Consider the following 16,412-nt stretch of genomic DNA (forward strand, 5'->3'; position numbering starts at 1 on the left):
ACCAAATAATCAGGCCATCCCTAGAATTTCAATAATGTTTTTGGTTACGGATTTTTTCACCCGCCTATATTCTGACGCGATGGCCCCTGCAGCGCCGGAAAAGGGCATCAGTGTAGGCACCAGCACAAGAGTACGTCCATCGCCACGGCAGGTCATTGGATTGCTGGCATGGGCATGGTTATTCGTCCTGTGCGTGGCAGCAGCGCCGCAGCACGCACTGGCAGCAACACCTGCTGTAGCCCTTTATTACGGAGACGCAGTGCCTCCAGCGGATTTCCGCGCGTTCGATCTACTGGTGGTGGACCCGGGGCATACCAAGACCTCCACCCCACCAGAGCTACCCGGCACGGATATCTACGCGTACGTGTCTGTCGCAGAGGCACTGCCCTCGCGCCCCGACTACAAGGACATTCCCGCAGAATGGAAAATGGCGCGCAACGGCGACTGGAAGTCCGACGTAATCGACCAGACGCCCGAGCAATGGCCCGATTTTTTCGCCACCCAGGTAATCGCCCCGCTGTGGAAACAAGGTTATCGCGGCTTCTTTTTAGACACGCTCGACTCCTACCGCCTGGCCGCCAAGTTTGACGAGGAAGCCCAGCAGCGCGGTTTGGTGCGCGTGATCGAAACACTGCACCAGCGCTTTCCGGGCATCCAGCTCATCCTGAATCGGGGCTTCGAGATCGTGCCCCGCGTGCGCGACAAAATCCGCATGGTGGCGGCCGAATCGCTCTACCAAGGCTGGAACGCCCGCACCCAGCGCTACGAAAGCGTGAAAGAGGCCGACCGGCAGTGGTTGCAGAACCAGTTGCGCACCATTCGCGAGCGCGACGGCATTCCTGCCCTGGTCATCGACTACGTGCCTCCGCACGACCGCGCGCTCACCCGTTCCACCGCCGCACGCATTCAGGCCGATGGTTTCATCCCCTGGGTGACCGACTCCGCGCTCAGCACCATAGGCATCGGCAGCATCGAGCCCATGCCCCGGCGTGTGCTGATTGCCTACAACGGTGCCGAGACACCCGCCCTCAACTACACCGAAGCCCACCGTTTCTTGCAGATGCCCCTGAACCACATGGGCTATGTGGTGGACTTCGCCGATATCCGCAACGGCATCCCGCCCGCCATAAACGCCGACCGCTACGCGGGCGTAGTCACCTGGTTCAACGGGTACATGCCCGAGGACAAGGCCACGCCTATGGCGCGCTGGCTCCAGGCGCGGGTGGATGAACAAATGCCCCTGCTCGTACTGGGCAGCTTCGGCTTTCTACCGCCCAAGGCTCTGACACAGAAACTGGGCATCCAGCCCGCATCCCCCGCAGGCGGCGCCCCACAAATCGTCAGCAAACACGCCATCATGGGCTACGAAGTGGCGCCAGAACCCCTGCAGGGGCCCCGCTTTGCCTGGGCCAGCAGCCGTGGCGCGCCGCCTGGCGCCGAGCCGCTGATCGAGTTGCGCGATGGCGGCGGCCAGACCATGCTGGGCGGTGCCTTCATGCCCTGGGGTGGTTTTCTGTTCACGCCCTTCGTTACGCTGGCCATGCCGGGCACCGACTACTCCCGTTGGGTCGTTGATCCCTTTGCGCTGCTGACCAAGGCCCTGCGCCTGCCCGCCATCCCCGTTCCCGACACCACAACCGAAAACGGGCGCCGCCTGCTGTTCGCGCACATCGACGGCGACGGCTTTGCATCACTGGCAGAGCTGGCGGGCAGCCCGCTGGCAGCCGACGCCATGCGCCAGGTCATCGAGAAGTACCCCCACATTCCGCATGCGGTCTCGGTGGTCGAGGCCGAAACGGCGCCACATGGCCTCTACCCCGACATGAGCCCCCGGCTCGAAGAGGCTGCGCGCAAGATCTTCAAGCTGCCGCACGTAGAGTTGGCCAGCCACACCTTCTCGCACCCCTTTCTGTGGGATACCAGCGTGCGGCACGGCATGTTCAGCGGCGACTCCACCGCCGCCTTTGCACTGAACATCCCCGGCTACACCGTCGATCTCACGCGTGAGATCGTGGGATCGTCCGAATACATCAACCAACGCCTTGCTCCTCCAGGCAAGAAGGTCAAGATCCTGCTGTGGTCGGGCGACACCGCCCCCAACGCCAAGGCCCTGGAAATCACCGAGCGCGCGGGCCTGCTCAACATGAATGGCGGCGACACCTCGATCACGCTCAACACGCCCACGCTCACCGAGGTTGGCGCCCTGGGCATCACCAAGGGCGGGTTTCTGCAGGTCTACGCCCCCATCACCAACGAAAACATCTACACCAACCTGTGGAAAGGGCCGTTCTACGGGTTCGAGCGGGTGTTGCAGACCTTTGCCATGACCGAAACGCCACGGCGCATCAAACCCGTGGACATCTACTACCACACCTACTCCGCTAGCAAGCGCGCAGGCATCAATGCCTTGAACAAGGTTTACAACTGGGCCATGGCCCAACCACTGCACCCGGTGTACCCGTCAGAGTTCATCCGCAAGGTGCGCGACTGGCAAGGCTACGCGCTGGCCCGCGAGGGTAGCGGCTGGCGCGTGCGGGGCGATGGCGACCTGCGCACGCTGCGCCTGCCGTTGCAAATGGGCGAGCCCGTCATGGCCACCAGCCAAGGCGTGGCGGGCTGGTACCCGTCCACAGAGGGCCGCTACGTCCACTTGACTGGCGGCAAAGCCACCCTGCACACAGATCCGGCGCAACAACAAAGCCCTCTGCCCTATTTGCATGATGCCAACGCCCGACTGACTGCCTGGAAACCCAGTGCCGACGGCCGCAGCATTGCCTTTACCCTCACTGGCCACGCTCCGCTGGAATTCAGCCTGGGCGGTATGCAAGACTGCCAGGCTTTGGCCAATGGCCGGCCCCTGCAGGCAGCCACCGTCCCGCCAGCATCTGGCCAGCCGCTACGCGCGTACCGATTGACCCATGTTGTCGCAGACCTTCAAATCCAGTGCCCCGCCCGCTGAGCGGCCCATCCTGGCCCCGGCCTGGCAGATTGTGTTGCTTGCCGCCTTGGTAAGCGGCGGTTTGGTGCTGCTCTATCCGCGCCAGGCTCTGGAGCGGCGCCTGGCTGCCCTGGAAGACGGCACCGACGTGGCCTTGTCCGCAGCCTACCTCGTCAACCTGCTGCGCAGCGACCCGAACAACACCCGCTTGCGCTTGTTGCTGGCGCACCAGCAAACCACGCTGGGCGAGTTACCCCAGGCGCGTGCAACCCTGCTCCCCCTGGACCAATCCACCGACCCCGACGTGCAGCGCAACCTGCTGTGGGCGCAATGGGAAATCACCCACGCCCAGTACCAGCGCACACCGGAAGAAAAGGAAGAACAACGCGCAGCGCTGCGTGAGGAAATCAAGCGGCAACTGCGCAACCTGGCCACACAAGACTGGCCCGCAGATCGGCAAGTGCAACTGGGCAGTTGGGCTGCTCAGTACGAAGACCGCGTGGTCACCGCACAGACGCACCGCGAGCTTGCCGAGCAGGAATCCGACCCAGACAGAGCGTCTCAGCTGTACGAGCGAGCCGCGCGCGAAGCTTTGGCCATTTCCGACTACGACGCCTGCGCCGAACTCTACCTGCACGCACGTCGCACCACCTCAGACCCTGAGCGCGGCAAAGCCTACTTCCACGCGGCGGTGGACGCACTGCAATCCGCCAACCGCCCCGGCGATGCTCTGGCCCTGGCCGAGCGCGAAATCGGCCCACTGATTGACGACCCCGCCACCCTGGTGCGCATCATCAACCTGGCCCGCGCTGCTGCCCGCCCCGATGTGGCCGACCGCTACGTGCGCAAGCTGCTGCGCATTGCGCTGGCCCTGCCTGCAGAGCCCCTCGGCGTGCTGGCCGGACACACCAACAGCTGGGCCCTGCGGCCCGTGGCATGGCAGCCTCCCCCGCTTGAGGTGCCCCGCGTCACCTACGATGACGGCGCCCACTTGCTGCGCCCACCTGTCCCCGCTTCCCCTGGCTGGCGCGCCGTTGCCACGGCCCAGCCCAAGCAAAGCAGCATTACGCCCGGCATACCATTCGACGAAAAAACCTTCTCGCTCGCCTACCAGGTCTTCCTCGAAAACAACAAGCCCGACGACGCCTGGGCCATTGCCCGCGTCGCCGTGCAGCAGCGCCCAGACGACATGGTCTGGCGCGAGAGGCTCGCACATGTGTCGGAATGGACCCAACGGCCCGAAGTGGCGCTGGAGCACTGGCTCGTTCTCGCACAACGTACCGACCGGGAAGAGGCATGGCAGGCAGTGCTGCGCATTGCACCTGGCTTGTTCGACGACCGTGCCCTGGTGCAAGCGCTCAAGCACAACCTGCGTAGCGCACAGCGCGGCGGCAAATCGAGCAGCAAACTGACGCAAGAGCTGATCGAGGCCTACGAGCGCATGGGCGAACCCCAGGCTGCCATGGACTATCTGCAAGCCCACGGCCAAGGGCTGGAAGCACGCGAACAACTCGCACTGCTGGCAGAGCGGATGGGAGACCCCAAGACCGCGCTTGTCTATTGGCGCGAAGTGCTGGCCTTCCCAGGCGCACTGACCCACGAGCGGGCCATGCATGCCGCCGTCATCGCGCTGACCCTGCGGCGCCCCGACGAAGGCCTGGTTTGGCTGGAAGCCGCCACCAAGCTGAACACGCAGCCCACCGAGGCCCAGAACTTCTGGCGCATGACGGGGCAACTTGCACAAGGCCGCCAGCGCCAGATGCTGGCCATCGACGCCTATCGCAAGCTCATCGATCTGGAGGACTCGGAATCGGAAGACTACGAAGCCCTGGCCCAATTGCTGCTCCAGGACCACCCCCTGGAGGCTGCGCAAGTCCACGAATTGGCATGGCGGCGCTTTCAGGATCCAGGCGACCTGGTCGACGCACTCACCTTCCACGTCGCCCGCAGCCGCTGGGCCGATGCCGCTCGCCTGCTGCGCGAAGCCGACGCGCCGCCCGGCAGCAAGCCCACACCGGCTCAGAAAGCGCTGCTCAAGTTGCCAGAATTCATGCGACTGGCAGGCTCGTACCACCAAAACACGGGTAACCTGGCCAAGGCACGCGGCTACTTCGAGGCGGGCCTGCGCGTGGCCCCCGATTCCGCAGACATGCGCAGCGCACTGCTGTGGCTGTTCATCGACAGCAACGATGCCGTGGCCGTGCGCCTCCTGTTGGCCACCCACGAGGCCACCTGGAGCCTGGACACCGCCATGCATGACTCGCTGGCCGCGGCCTACCAGGCTCTATCACTGCCGCAAACGGCGTTGGATCGCTACCTCACGCCCCGCTTCGCGGGCCATGAGAAGGATTTCCTGTGGCTCATGAACTATGCCGACGCGCTAGATCAGAACCAGCAGATCGACCGCTCCTGGCGACTGCGCCGCCATTTGCTTGCTCAGCAGTGGAAACAGGTCCAGGCAGGGCTTGACCCCCGCCTGCCCACGACCGCAGAGCAGGCACGCAAAAACTGGCTGAACGAAACAGGCATTGACCAGACACGGCGCGTTGCGCGCGCACGCCTGGTGCTCACCCAAAAGCCCGGCGACCCGGCGCTGCACGTGCTGCGCGAATTGCTACGCCTGGATCGCGACGCCGAAAACAACTTCACCAACGCCGCCGCAGAAACCGCCATCGGCTGGCTTCAGGATGCTGGCGAATACACCGCCGAGCGGGGTTTTCTGTGGCACCAATACGCACGCAGTCAGGGCTTGCGCGCCAACCGCCCGCTGTGGGCCGACATCACCGTGGCACTGGCCGAAAAAGACACGGCGGCGACTGGGCAATTGCTCGAAACCTTTGATGAGCGCCTGCCGCGCTATGACCGCGTGAACGCCGCCCGCGCGGTGGACGACATGCGCCTGGCACAGACAGCCGCCTTCGAGGCGCTGGAACACCAGAACGACGACCAGCCCCTGCACCTGCAGCTCACCGAAAGCCTGTTGGCCTTCAGCGACCATGGCCGGGCCACCGCGCTGCAGCGGCGCCTTTCGGGTATCAACGAACGCGAGCTGCAAGAGACGGTGCATATCGCCATCAACCCGCGCATATCACTCGACCTGGGGCACACGCACATCCTGCGCGAATCCACCAACCCCCAGACCATCGTGCAACCGCCGAACGAGAAAGCCGTGCATGCCCGGCTCGCCTGGCGTCACACCGACGGCGAGACACAGCTCACGGCCGCACAGCGCAAGAGCTTTGCAACCTACACCTCCGCCGAGCTGGAGCATGAGCAACGCATAGACAACCGCTTGTCACTGCGCATGTCGTTGGGCATCAACCTGCCCAGCCAGGAAAGCCTGGCCCTGCGCGTAGCCGGCATGAAGGACAAGGCCAGCGTCGCGGTCCGCTACCAGGCCACGCGGCAGGACTCCATCACCGCCACGCTGTGGGGCGAGCGCTACCAACTGCAAACCGGCGGCGCGCTGGGGTCGGGACGACACCACATGCTGTACTACACCCACAGCTATCGCCAAGACTCCCCACGCCTGGACTTCAACGTCTTCTGGTCCGGCCACAGCTTCCGCCGCGCCGACCTGAGCTTGCTGAGCGAACGCGATGAGGGCTACCGCAGGCTCCTTCCTCCGGAATCCGAGGGCCCCGGGCCTGACTACTTCCTGCCCGACAGCTTCCGCTACTACGGCGTGCAGATTGCAACCAACATGCTCTACGAGCAGGAGTACACACGCAAGCTTCAGCCCTATGCCGCCATCAGCCGCACCTGGCACAGCCGCTTCGGCCCAGGCTATGGGCTGCGCCTGGGGCTGGCGGGCAGCGTGCTGGGTGCAGACCACTTCAGCGTCAACTGGAACTACGAGCGATCAGGCCTGCGCTCCGAAGGCCCTTCGCATGAATTGCAAGTCTCCTATCGCCTTCACTTTTAACCATCCTCCCACCAAAGGACTTCCCATGCGCTCGTTCCCTGCCCTGTTGGGCCGCATCTTCCTGCTTTTCACGGCTGCCGCGCTGTTCACTGCCTGTGGCACCACCGACCGTGGACGTTCGCCCGCGCTGGAGCGCCAGGCCACCTGGGTGGTGTTGCCATTTGCCAACCACACCGAAACCCCCCTGGCAGGCAACCGCGCCCAGGCCATTGCCGAAGCCATCCTGCACGCGCAAGGCGTGGGCCGGGTACTGCGCTACCAGGCCAGCACACAACAAGAGGCCCTGTTCGACGCCAGCGACGTCAAGCGCCAACAAGAAGCATTGGAGTGGGCGCGCGCTCAGCAGGCCCGCTACGCACTCACGGGTGCCGTGGACGAATGGCGCTACAAGGTGGGGGTTGACGGCGAGCCCGCCGCAGGCGTGACCTTGAGCATCATCGACCTGGCCTCGGGCGACACGATCTGGAGCGGCGCAGGCGGCAAGAGCGGCTGGAGCCGCGAAGCGCTCTCTGCCGTGGCGCAGAAACTGATCCGTGACCTGCTGCAAACGGGCCTGTCCTCGGCCCGCTGAATTTTTCCGTGATCCGCCACACCGACATGTCCAGCCAAGAATCAACGCAGCTACCCGCACCCAAAAGGCGGAGCACGGCTGCGGCCCAGGCCAAAGCGTCCAAGCTCTCCTTCAGCCCCTCCATGCTATTGGGCAAGCTCGCCACCACAGACGCGCGCCCCATGGTCATCGTGGGCGAGACGGTGCTGCTGTCGGTGCTGGCCATTGGACTGGGCCTGCTCGTGCACCCCGGCGATCCGCTATGGACGCAGGCCGCGTTCCCGTGGGCCTGGCTGGCACCGGTGATCGTGGCGTTGCGTTATGGGCCGCTCGCGGGCGTGGGGGGCGCCATCTTGCTACTGCTGAGCTGGTTGGCCCTCAACCTGGGGCAACACGACCAGTTTCCGCAGATCTACTTCCTGGGCGGACTGATCCTCGTGCTGCTGGTAGGCGAGTTCTCCAGCTTGTGGCAGGCCCGCACGCGGCGTGCCGAGGTCATGCAGATCTACCTCGATCAGCGCCTTGAACATTTGGTGCGGCAGTACTACCTGCTACGGCTTTCGCACGACCGGCTTGAACAGGAGTTGATCGGGCGGCCCATGTCCATGCGCGACGCGCTGGGCACACTACAAACCGCCACCGATACGAAGGAAGGCGCCAGCACGCTGCTGCGCCTGCTGTCGCAGTACTGCCAGCTCGAATCCGCAGCGCTCTACGCCGCCTCCGAAGACGCTCTCAACGACCAGCCCATCGCTCAGATCGGCAAGACCCCGCCGCTGCGGCTGCAGGATCCGTTGCTCAAGCAGGCCCGGGAAACCCGCAAGCTCTGCCACATCAGCCAAACCTTGGCCAATCAGCCTCACAGCCAGTACCTGGTGGCCGCTCCGTTGCTGGACCTGGGCGGCACCATCTACGGCATGCTGGTTGTGGAAGAAATGCCCTTCTTCTCGCTGCAAGACGAGAATTTGCAAACGGTGAACCTGCTTCTGGGCTACTACACCGATGGCCTGGCCACGCAGACGCTGGCCCAGCCCATCCTGGCCAAGTTGCCAGAATGCCCTGCGGACTTCGCCTTCGAGGCCCAGCGCCTGGTGCATGTGTACCGCACCACCAAGGTCAGCAGCGTGATCGTGGCGCTGGAGTTTCTGCCACGCGCCATCGAGCGCGAGCTGCCCGCGCAAATCATGCGCCTCAAGCGAGAGCTGGACGAGATCTGGTGGTACAAGAGCCCCGAGCGCCACGTCATTGCGCTGCTGATGCCCCTGGGCAGCCAAAGCACGGCCGACGGCTACCTCAACCGCGTGGAGCTATGGTGCCAGCAATTCAGCGGCAACTCGCTGGCCCACGAGGGCATCTTTCCGCACATCATTTCACTGAGCGGCGACTCCCCGCTCGGTACCCTGGAACGCATCCCGAGGCTGGCGCAAAACCATGCTTAGCCTCAAGCTCGGCCTCAGCGCCCTACTGCTCGAGCTGGGCGCCTGGAGCGGTCCGGTACTGCTGGACGACCATTCAAACGCCGCGCTGACCGTTTATCTGGTCAGCCACGGCGGCGCCAGCCTGTTGCTGGCTGTGATGCTATGGCCGCTGCTGCGCGTGGCGCAGGTCCAGCCTCGCTGGGCAGCGCTGGCAATCATCACGCTATTCAGTTTCGCGATCCCCATCGTCGGATTTGTGGGCATGATATTGGCGGTCATCATGGTGCGCATCTATCGCACCACCCACACGCCAGAAGACTTTGAATCGCTGCAACTGCCTGAATTCGACCTGCACCAGCGCATGCAAGGCAGTTTTCGGCAGGCAGGGTTGCGCTCGTTTCTGGGCAACGCACGTGCGCCCGCCACGGCCCGCATGAGCGCCATGGTGGCACTGCAATTCGTCTCGGGCCGTGTCGCCTCGCCGCTGCTGCGCACTGTGCTCAGCGACCCCAGCGAGGACTTGCGTTTGCTCGCCTACGGCATGCTCGATGCACTGGAAAAGCGCATCAACCGCGCCATCGACTCCGAACTCAAGGCGCTGGAAACAGCACGAAAACAAGAAGGAGGCACCACCCCAGGCCCCTTGGCACAAGAAGCCTGCCAGCGCTTGTCCGACCTGTACTGGGAACTGGTGTACCAACAACTGGTGCAAGGCGATCTGCGTGATCACGCCATCAAGCAGTCGCTGCACTACTGCGACCTGGTGCTGCTCGGCACCCCCTCGCACCCCCAGCTCACACTGCGGCGCGGCCGCCTGCTGCACGAGCAGGGCCAACTGGACGAAGCTGCGGCCCTGTACGACAAGGCACAGGCACTGGGCCTGCCCGCTACCCGGGTATTGCCTTACCAGGCCGAGTTGGCTTTCGAACGCAAGGACTACCTGCTGGCCCAGCAATTGGTACACGAACTGGGCCAATGGGATGCCCTGCCCCGGCTGCGGCCTGTGATTGACTACTGGAGCCGCGCACGATGATGCACCCCAAGGCCCAAAAGGCGGATGTGGCGCTGGTGCTGGAAGGCACGTTCCCCTACGTGAGCGGAGGCGTCTCCAGCTGGATCAACCAGATCATCCGTGCGTACCCCGAATACAGCTTCGCCATCGTTTTCCTGGGCAGCCAGCGCTCGGACTATGGCGAATTCCGCTACACCCTGCCGCCCAACGTGGTGCACTTTGAGGAACATTTCCTCTATGGCCACCTGCATGCCTCGGGCGAGCCCACCCGTCGTGCAGGTGATCGCGAAGCCTTCGAGATGGTGCGCTCGCTCATGCAGAGTTTCGAGCACCATGTCGATCCTCAGCAGGCGCTCAACCTGCTGCAGGAGATCACGCGCCAGATGCAACCCGGCGGCAAGCTCCAACTGGAGGATTTTCTCTACAGCGAGCGCGCCTGGGAGCTGATTTGCGACACCTACCGCCGCCACTGCACCGACCCCTCCTTCGTGGACTATTTCTGGACCGTGCGCATCATGTACCAGCCTTTGTGGATGCTGGCGCGCGTGGCGCAGCAGATGATCCCGGTGCGCACGACGCACTGTGCATCCACCGGCTACGCGGGGTTTCTGGGCGGACTGCTGCACCAGTTACATGGCACGCCGCTGATCCTCTCCGAGCACGGTATCTACACCAAGGAACGCAAGATCGATCTGTTCAAGAGCGAATGGATCCGTGACAACCGCAACGTGTTTCAGCGCGACCCGACGGAGCTGTCGTACTTCCGGCAAATGTGGATCCAGTTCTTTGAATGGCTGGGCCAATATTGCTACGCAGCAGCCGATCCGATCATTGCGCTGTATGAAGCCAACCGGCAACGCCAGATTGCCGACGGCGCCATACCCGAGCGCACCTTCAATATTCCGAACGGCATCCAATTGGCCCGCTTCGCCCCCCTGCGCAGCCAACGCCCACCGGAGCCACCACCCGTTCTGTGCCTGATTGGCCGCGTCGTTCCCATCAAGGACATCAAGACTTTCATCCGCGCAATGCGCCGCGTGGTCAACCAACTCCCGGCAGCCGAGGGCTGGATCGCCGGTCCCGCGGACGAAGATCCCGCCTATGCCCAGGAATGCGAAAACCTGGTGACCAGCCTGGGCCTGCAGGAACATGTGCGTTTTCTCGGGTTCCAGAAGGTGGAAGACCTCATGCCGCGCATCGGCCTGGTGGTACTGTCTTCCATCAGCGAGGCGCTTCCACTGGTCGTGCTGGAGGGTTACGCTGCGGGCGTGCCCGTGGTGACGACCGACGTGGGCTCGTGCCGCCAGCTTGTGGACGGCCTGGACGAAGACGACCGCGCCCTGGGCTCGTCAGGCCGCGTAGTGCCCATTGCCGACCCCCAACGCCTGGCCGACGCATCGCTCGAACTGCTGAAAGACACCCCCGCGTGGAATGCCGCAAGCCAGGCCGCCATTGCGCGCGTGGAGCGCTACTACACCGACACCATGATGTTCGACCGCTACCGCCGCGTCTATGAAGGCGCCCTGAACAGCAGCAAGGAGAAGCGCTAATGGCCGGCATCGGGTTTGAGCTGCGCCGCATGCTGCGCAGAAACACCTTGGTCAGCCTGGTGCAGGCTTATGCCTATGCAGGCGTGATCGGCTCCGGCCCGTGGGTGTTCTCCATCGTCGGCATTTTGCTGGTGGGTATCTTCAGCGCCAGTGTGGTGGTGCCATCGTTCCTGGTCACACAGTTCCAGACCTCGGTGACCTACTTGGTGGCTGCCAGCCTGATCCTCACGGGCATGGTGCAGTTGGCGTTCACACGTTTCGTTTCCGACCGCCTGTTCGAAAAGCGCCGTGACCTCATTTTGCCCAACCTGCATGGCTTGCTGATCGTGGTGCTGGCAGCGGCGAGCGTGCTGGGCATCGTGGGTCTGTTCGCGCTGCTGCCAGGCCAGGGCCTGATATACCGGCTGCTGATGCTGGCGGGCTTTGCCATCATGTGCGGCGTATGGGTGCTCACCATCTTGCTGTCGGGCATGAAACGCTACAAGGTCATCGTGGCGCTGTTTGGCCTGGCGTATGGCCTCATCGTGGTGGTGTCGCTGCTGCTGCGCCCCTGGGGGCTGGTGGGGCTGCTGGCGGGTTTCGTGGCGGGCAACTATGTGCTGCTGGCGGGCATGTGGTACCTGGTCATGCGGGAGTTCAACCCCGAAGGCCGCCTCTTCGCCTTTGATTTTGCGCGGCGCGAACTGCTGTACCCCTCGCTCATGCTCATCGGGCTGCTCTACAACGCGGGGGTGTGGGCCGACAAGTTCATGTTCTGGTACTTCCAGCCCACCTCGCAGGAGATCATCGGCGGGCTGCGGGCGTCGCTGATCTATGACCTGCCGGTGTTCCTGTCCTACCTGTCCATCATCCCGGGCATGGCCGTGTTCCTGGTGCGCATCGAGACCGATTTTGCCGAGTACTACGACCGCTTCTACGACGCCGTGCGCAGCGGTGGATCGCTGGAATACATCGAATCCATGCGCGACGAAATGGTGTACTCCATCCAGCAGGGCCTGGCCGAGATCGGCAAGATCCAGACGCTGGCCGTGCTCATCACCTTCGTGGCCGGGCCGTCCATTTTGTCAGCCCTGGGCATCTCGCGCCTGTACCTGCCGCTGCTGCAGGTTCAGGTGATCGGCGCGGGCCTGCAGGTGGGGCTGATGGCAATTCTCAACGTGTTCTTCTACCTCGATCAGCGGCGCATCGTGCTGATGCTTTGCCTGCAGTTTGTGCTGCTCAACATTGCGCTCACCGGCGTATCGCTGTGGTTTGGTGCGGCGCTGTATGGCTACGGCTTTGCGGTGGCCACGCTGCTAACGCTTTGCACAGGCCTGCTGCTGCTGTCACGCCAGCTCAATCGACTGGAATACGAGACTTTCATGCTGCAGTAACTGGCCGAAAATTCACAAAAGTTCACACGCGTTCGTTACAGTCGGAAGCGATGGTGCGGGCAGGGATGCCCAGCGCATCTCTCACCATACAAGGTACCCATCCATGCCGACCAAACGCCTTCCTCGCTCAGCCCGTGCCCCCGCCCGCTGGAGCCTCCTTTCTCTTGCCGGACTGATTGCGGCCTGTGGTGGCGGAGGTGGCGGCGGCGACACGCCACCACCCGCCAACGTGGCGATCCAGTTCACAGCCCCTGCCGCCGAAGAGGCATACACCGCAGGCTCAGCATTGGCGTTGAGTGCACGCGTTACCGAGAACGGCGCCAACGTGGCCGACGGCACCAGCGTGCATTTCTCCACAGGCACCGGCCCTGCCACCACCGGCCGTACCGTGGCGGGCACGGCAGCGGCATCGCTGACGGGCGTGGGCACCGGGCGGCAGCAGGTGCAGGCCTCCACCACTGTGGCGGGCAGCACTGCATCTGCTGTACTTACCCTCTACTTGCGGCCCGTGCCTTCTTCCCTGGAGGTGCTGGTGCCCGCGTACTTTGCCCCCACCGGCGCGGGCGCACCACACTGGGCGGCAATGACCAGCGGTGCAGCGGCTACGCCCGCCGTCAAGATCACGGCCATCCTCAACCCCGCCGACGGCCCCTCGAACCAGGCGGACGCCAATACCCGCCTCGCCGCCACACAGTTCGTGGCCGCAGGCGGCAAACTGGTGGGTTATGTGTTCACGGGCTATGGCACAGGTGGCAAATCGCTGGCCGCCATCAAGGCCGAGATCGATGCCTATTTCACCTTTTATGGGCGCGATCTGATCAGCGGCATCTTCCTGGACGAGATGGCGGCTACGGACAACCGGTTGGACTTCTACCGCGAGCTGTACCGCTACATCAAGGCCAAGGACGCCAGCCTGCGTGTGATTGGCAACCCCGGCATGCTGCCCACGGCGGGCTATGCCACCGTAGCCGATGTGCTCACGGTGTTTGAGGGCAAGAGCTCGCAATACAGCAGCTACAACCCCCGCACCCCGGATGCCGAATGGACCTACGCCCGCCCTAACGGCAGCCTGGCCACGCTGGTGCACAACACCGCTACCTGCGCGGCCATGCAGACGGCCGTGCAGGCATCGGCATCAGCACGTTACAACATGGGCATGGTGTACGTGACGCACCGCGAGTACGAGTTCGTCACCAACACCGGTAACCCCTGGCTGACCCTGCCCACGTATTGGACGGACTTGCTGCAGACGGTGCGCGCCGTCAATGTCCAGCAAGCGCTGCCAGCCTGCTCTTAAGACGGGAGCCAAAGCTCCTGCCACCCGGCCCAATGCTGGCCGGGGGCCAAGGTCACGGGGCTGTCGATCTGCCCGGCCTCGATGCACAGCATATGCCGGTAACCGTCGGCGGGCATGTCGGCCAGGCGGGTGCACAAAGCGGCACCCGGGTTCCACACCACAGTGCTGGCCAGCGACGGGCTTTGGCGGATGCGCATGCGGGGCTGACCGGCCTCGCACAGCTCCAGCGCGTGCGCCGGGGCGGTGAAGACGCTGTCGTACTCGCCCGCAATGGCCACGGCGCCCTGCTGTGTGCTGTGGGCATCGGTCACGGCATCCCAGCGGGCCATGCCGTTCAGGCCGTCGATCGTTGCCTGGGCAATGTCTTCCACCCGCAGGTAGGTGTGCAGCAGGCTGGTGAAGGCCCAGGCCTGGGCCGATGGGTTGTGCACCTGCAGCCCCACGCGCAGGCTGCCGGGCGCCAGGTCCACGCTCAACTGCGCTTCAAACGCCTGGGGCCACCATTGGCGGCTGCGTTCGTCGTCGTGCAGGCGCAGGGTCAGGCTGGATGGACTGGCGCTGTCGGCAGGCTGCCAGGCCAGGTTGCGCGCAAAGCCGTGTTTGGGCAAGGGGCCGCGCTGGTTGAACTGCGGAAAACACACAGGAATGCCGCCACGGATGGGGCTGTGGCCGTCCAGCACGGCGTGGGGGCTGAGGTACAGGCGCTCGCGCCCCGCAGCCATCCAGGAAAGCACTTGCGCACCATGCAGGGCCACCACCACCTCGTCACCACATGCGTGGCGCAGGCGCAAGCAGGGCTGGCCTGCGATGGGGATGGATTCGACGGTACAGCGCGCGGTGGCGTCAGGCATCGCCGAGTTCGTCGGCACGCGCTTGCGCTGCTGCGAAGTCGAGGTCACCCGAGTAGATGGCGCGACCGCAGATCACGCCTTCGACACCTTCGCTCTCGACCGCACACAACTGCTCGATGTCGGCCATGTTCGACAGGCCGCCCGAGGCGATCACGGGGATGGACAGCGCCTGCGCCAGCTTCACCGTGGCGTCGATGTTGATGCCCGAGAGCATGCCGTCGCGGCCGATGTCGGTGTAGATGATGGATTCGACGCCCCAGTCCTCAAACTTCTTGGCCAGGTCCACCACCTCGTGGCCGGTGAGCTTGCTCCAGCCATCGGTGGCGACCTTGCCGTCCTTGGCGTCCAGGCCCACGATGATGTGGCCGCCGAAGGCGCTGCAGGCGTCCTTGAGGAAGCCGGGGTTCTTCACGGCTGCCGTGCCGATGATCACGTAGCGCAGGCCACCGTCGATGTATTTTTCGATGGTGTCCAGGTCGCGAATACCGCCGCCGAGCTGCACCGGGATGTCGTCGCCCACTTCTTTGAGGATGGACTTGATGGCGCCGTAGTTCTTGGGCACGCCCGCGAAGGCGCCATTGAGGTCCACCAGGTGCAGGCGGCGTGCGCCCGCATCCACCCATTTGCGCGCCATGGCAGCCGGGTCTTCACCAAAGGTGGTGGATTGGTCCATATCGCCTTGTTTGAGGCGTACGCAGTGGCCGTCCTTGAGGTCGATGGCGGGGATGAGCAGCATGGTGGTGGTGGGGTTCGGGAGAAAAGGCCAAGTCGCGGCTCGGCCCGAACGGGGTGGTTAAGGGGAAAGGGTGACTACAAGAAAAAAGAATCAGGGATTCCAGTGCAGAAAGTTGCGGTACAGGGCCAAGCCGTGCTCCGCGCTCTTTTCCGGGTGGAATTGCGTGGCGAAAATATTATCGCGCGCAATGGCCGCTGCGAACAAACCGCCGTAGTCGGCCTGCCCTGCGCAGTGGGCCGCTTGCTGCGGCACCGCGTAGAAACTGTGCACGAAATAGAAGTAACTGTTGTCGGGCACACCAGCCCACACGGGGTGCACGGCGCCACCGTGCGCCATCTGGCGCACCTGGTTCCAGCCCATCTGGGGCACCTTGTAGCGGCTGCCGTCTGGCTGGGTACGGCCCGCCAGGTCGAACTTGAGCACATCGCCATGGATCAGGGAGAGGCCGGGGGTGTCGCCCTCGGCGCTGTGGTCCAGCAGCATCTGCATGCCCACACACACGCCGAACATGGGCTTGCTGGCGGCGGCTTCGAGCACGGATTCCTGCAGGCCCGATTCGCGCAGCTCGCGCATGCAGTCGGGCATGGCGCCCTGCCCTGGCAGCACGATGCGCTGGGCAGCGCGCACGTCCTCGGGGCGCTGGGTGACCACCACGGTCCAGCCCGTACCCTCGGCGGCGGCCAACACGGCCTGCGACACCGAGCGCAAGTTGCCCATGCCGTAATCAACCACCGCAACGGTTTTTGCTTCTATATTCATAGC

Annotated in this window: 11 protein-coding genes; 8 read left to right on the top strand and 3 right to left on the bottom strand. The window is 64.2% G+C overall.

What is annotated here, in order from left to right; all coding sequences use genetic code 11:
• Positions 1-259: 259 nt before the first annotated feature.
• The 8 genes from Q0105_RS14065 to Q0105_RS14100 all read left to right on the top strand — a co-directional run bounded on the left by Q0105_RS14065 (position 260) and on the right by Q0105_RS14100 (position 14,063).
• Positions 260-2,959, top strand: a complete 2,700-nt coding sequence (locus tag Q0105_RS14065) for a bifunctional glycoside hydrolase 114/ polysaccharide deacetylase family protein (RefSeq protein ID WP_298212759.1) — start codon at positions 260-262, stop codon at positions 2,957-2,959.
• Positions 2,919-6,863: a tetratricopeptide repeat protein gene (locus Q0105_RS14070; protein WP_298212760.1), complete on the top strand. Its 3,945-nt coding sequence runs from the start codon at positions 2,919-2,921 to the stop codon at positions 6,861-6,863. The genes Q0105_RS14065 and Q0105_RS14070 overlap by 41 nt, the downstream gene beginning before the upstream one ends.
• Positions 6,864-6,888: 25 nt before the next feature.
• A complete protein-coding gene (locus tag Q0105_RS14075; RefSeq protein WP_298212761.1) occupies positions 6,889-7,434 on the top strand; it encodes a penicillin-binding protein activator LpoB in 546 nt (181 codons plus the stop codon).
• A 26-nt stretch (positions 7,435-7,460) separates the two neighbouring features.
• The gene (locus Q0105_RS14080; RefSeq protein ID WP_298212762.1) at positions 7,461-8,852 is read left to right on the top strand and encodes a PelD GGDEF domain-containing protein; all 1,392 of its coding nucleotides are present in this window, start codon (positions 7,461-7,463) and stop codon (positions 8,850-8,852) included.
• The gene (locus tag Q0105_RS14085) at positions 8,845-9,864 is read left to right on the top strand and encodes a hypothetical protein (RefSeq protein WP_298212763.1); all 1,020 of its coding nucleotides are present in this window, start codon (positions 8,845-8,847) and stop codon (positions 9,862-9,864) included. Before Q0105_RS14080 ends, Q0105_RS14085 begins: the two co-directional genes overlap by 8 nt.
• Positions 9,861-11,393, top strand: coding sequence for a GT4 family glycosyltransferase PelF (gene pelF, locus Q0105_RS14090; RefSeq protein WP_298212764.1), 1,533 nt, complete (start codon positions 9,861-9,863; stop codon positions 11,391-11,393). Before Q0105_RS14085 ends, pelF begins: the two co-directional genes overlap by 4 nt.
• Positions 11,393-12,766: an exopolysaccharide Pel transporter PelG gene (gene pelG, locus Q0105_RS14095; RefSeq protein WP_298212765.1), complete on the top strand. Its 1,374-nt coding sequence runs from the start codon at positions 11,393-11,395 to the stop codon at positions 12,764-12,766. The genes pelF and pelG overlap by 1 nt, the downstream gene beginning before the upstream one ends.
• Positions 12,767-12,869: 103 nt before the next feature.
• Positions 12,870-14,063: a spherulation-specific family 4 protein gene (locus Q0105_RS14100; RefSeq protein WP_298212766.1), complete on the top strand. Its 1,194-nt coding sequence runs from the start codon at positions 12,870-12,872 to the stop codon at positions 14,061-14,063.
• Here Q0105_RS14100 and Q0105_RS14105 read toward each other — a convergent pair.
• The 3 genes from Q0105_RS14105 to hisH form a co-directional block, all read right to left on the bottom strand.
• The gene (locus Q0105_RS14105; protein ID WP_298212767.1) at positions 14,060-14,914 is read right to left on the bottom strand and encodes a D-hexose-6-phosphate mutarotase; all 855 of its coding nucleotides are present in this window, start codon (positions 14,912-14,914) and stop codon (positions 14,060-14,062) included. The genes Q0105_RS14100 and Q0105_RS14105 overlap by 4 nt on opposite strands.
• Entirely contained in the window at positions 14,907-15,650 is a 744-nt protein-coding gene (gene hisA, locus Q0105_RS14110) for a 1-(5-phosphoribosyl)-5-[(5-phosphoribosylamino)methylideneamino]imidazole-4-carboxamide isomerase (protein ID WP_298212768.1), read from the bottom strand. Before hisA ends, Q0105_RS14105 begins: the two co-directional genes overlap by 8 nt.
• A gap of 90 nt (positions 15,651-15,740) precedes the next feature.
• On the bottom strand, positions 15,741-16,409 hold the full coding sequence (gene hisH, locus Q0105_RS14115) for an imidazole glycerol phosphate synthase subunit HisH (protein ID WP_298212769.1): 669 nt from the start codon (positions 16,407-16,409) through the stop codon (positions 15,741-15,743).
• Positions 16,410-16,412 lie beyond the last annotated feature (3 nt).

This window comes from Acidovorax sp., assembly GCF_027492855.1.
Taxonomy (GTDB): Bacteria; Pseudomonadota; Gammaproteobacteria; order Burkholderiales; family Burkholderiaceae_C; genus Acidovorax.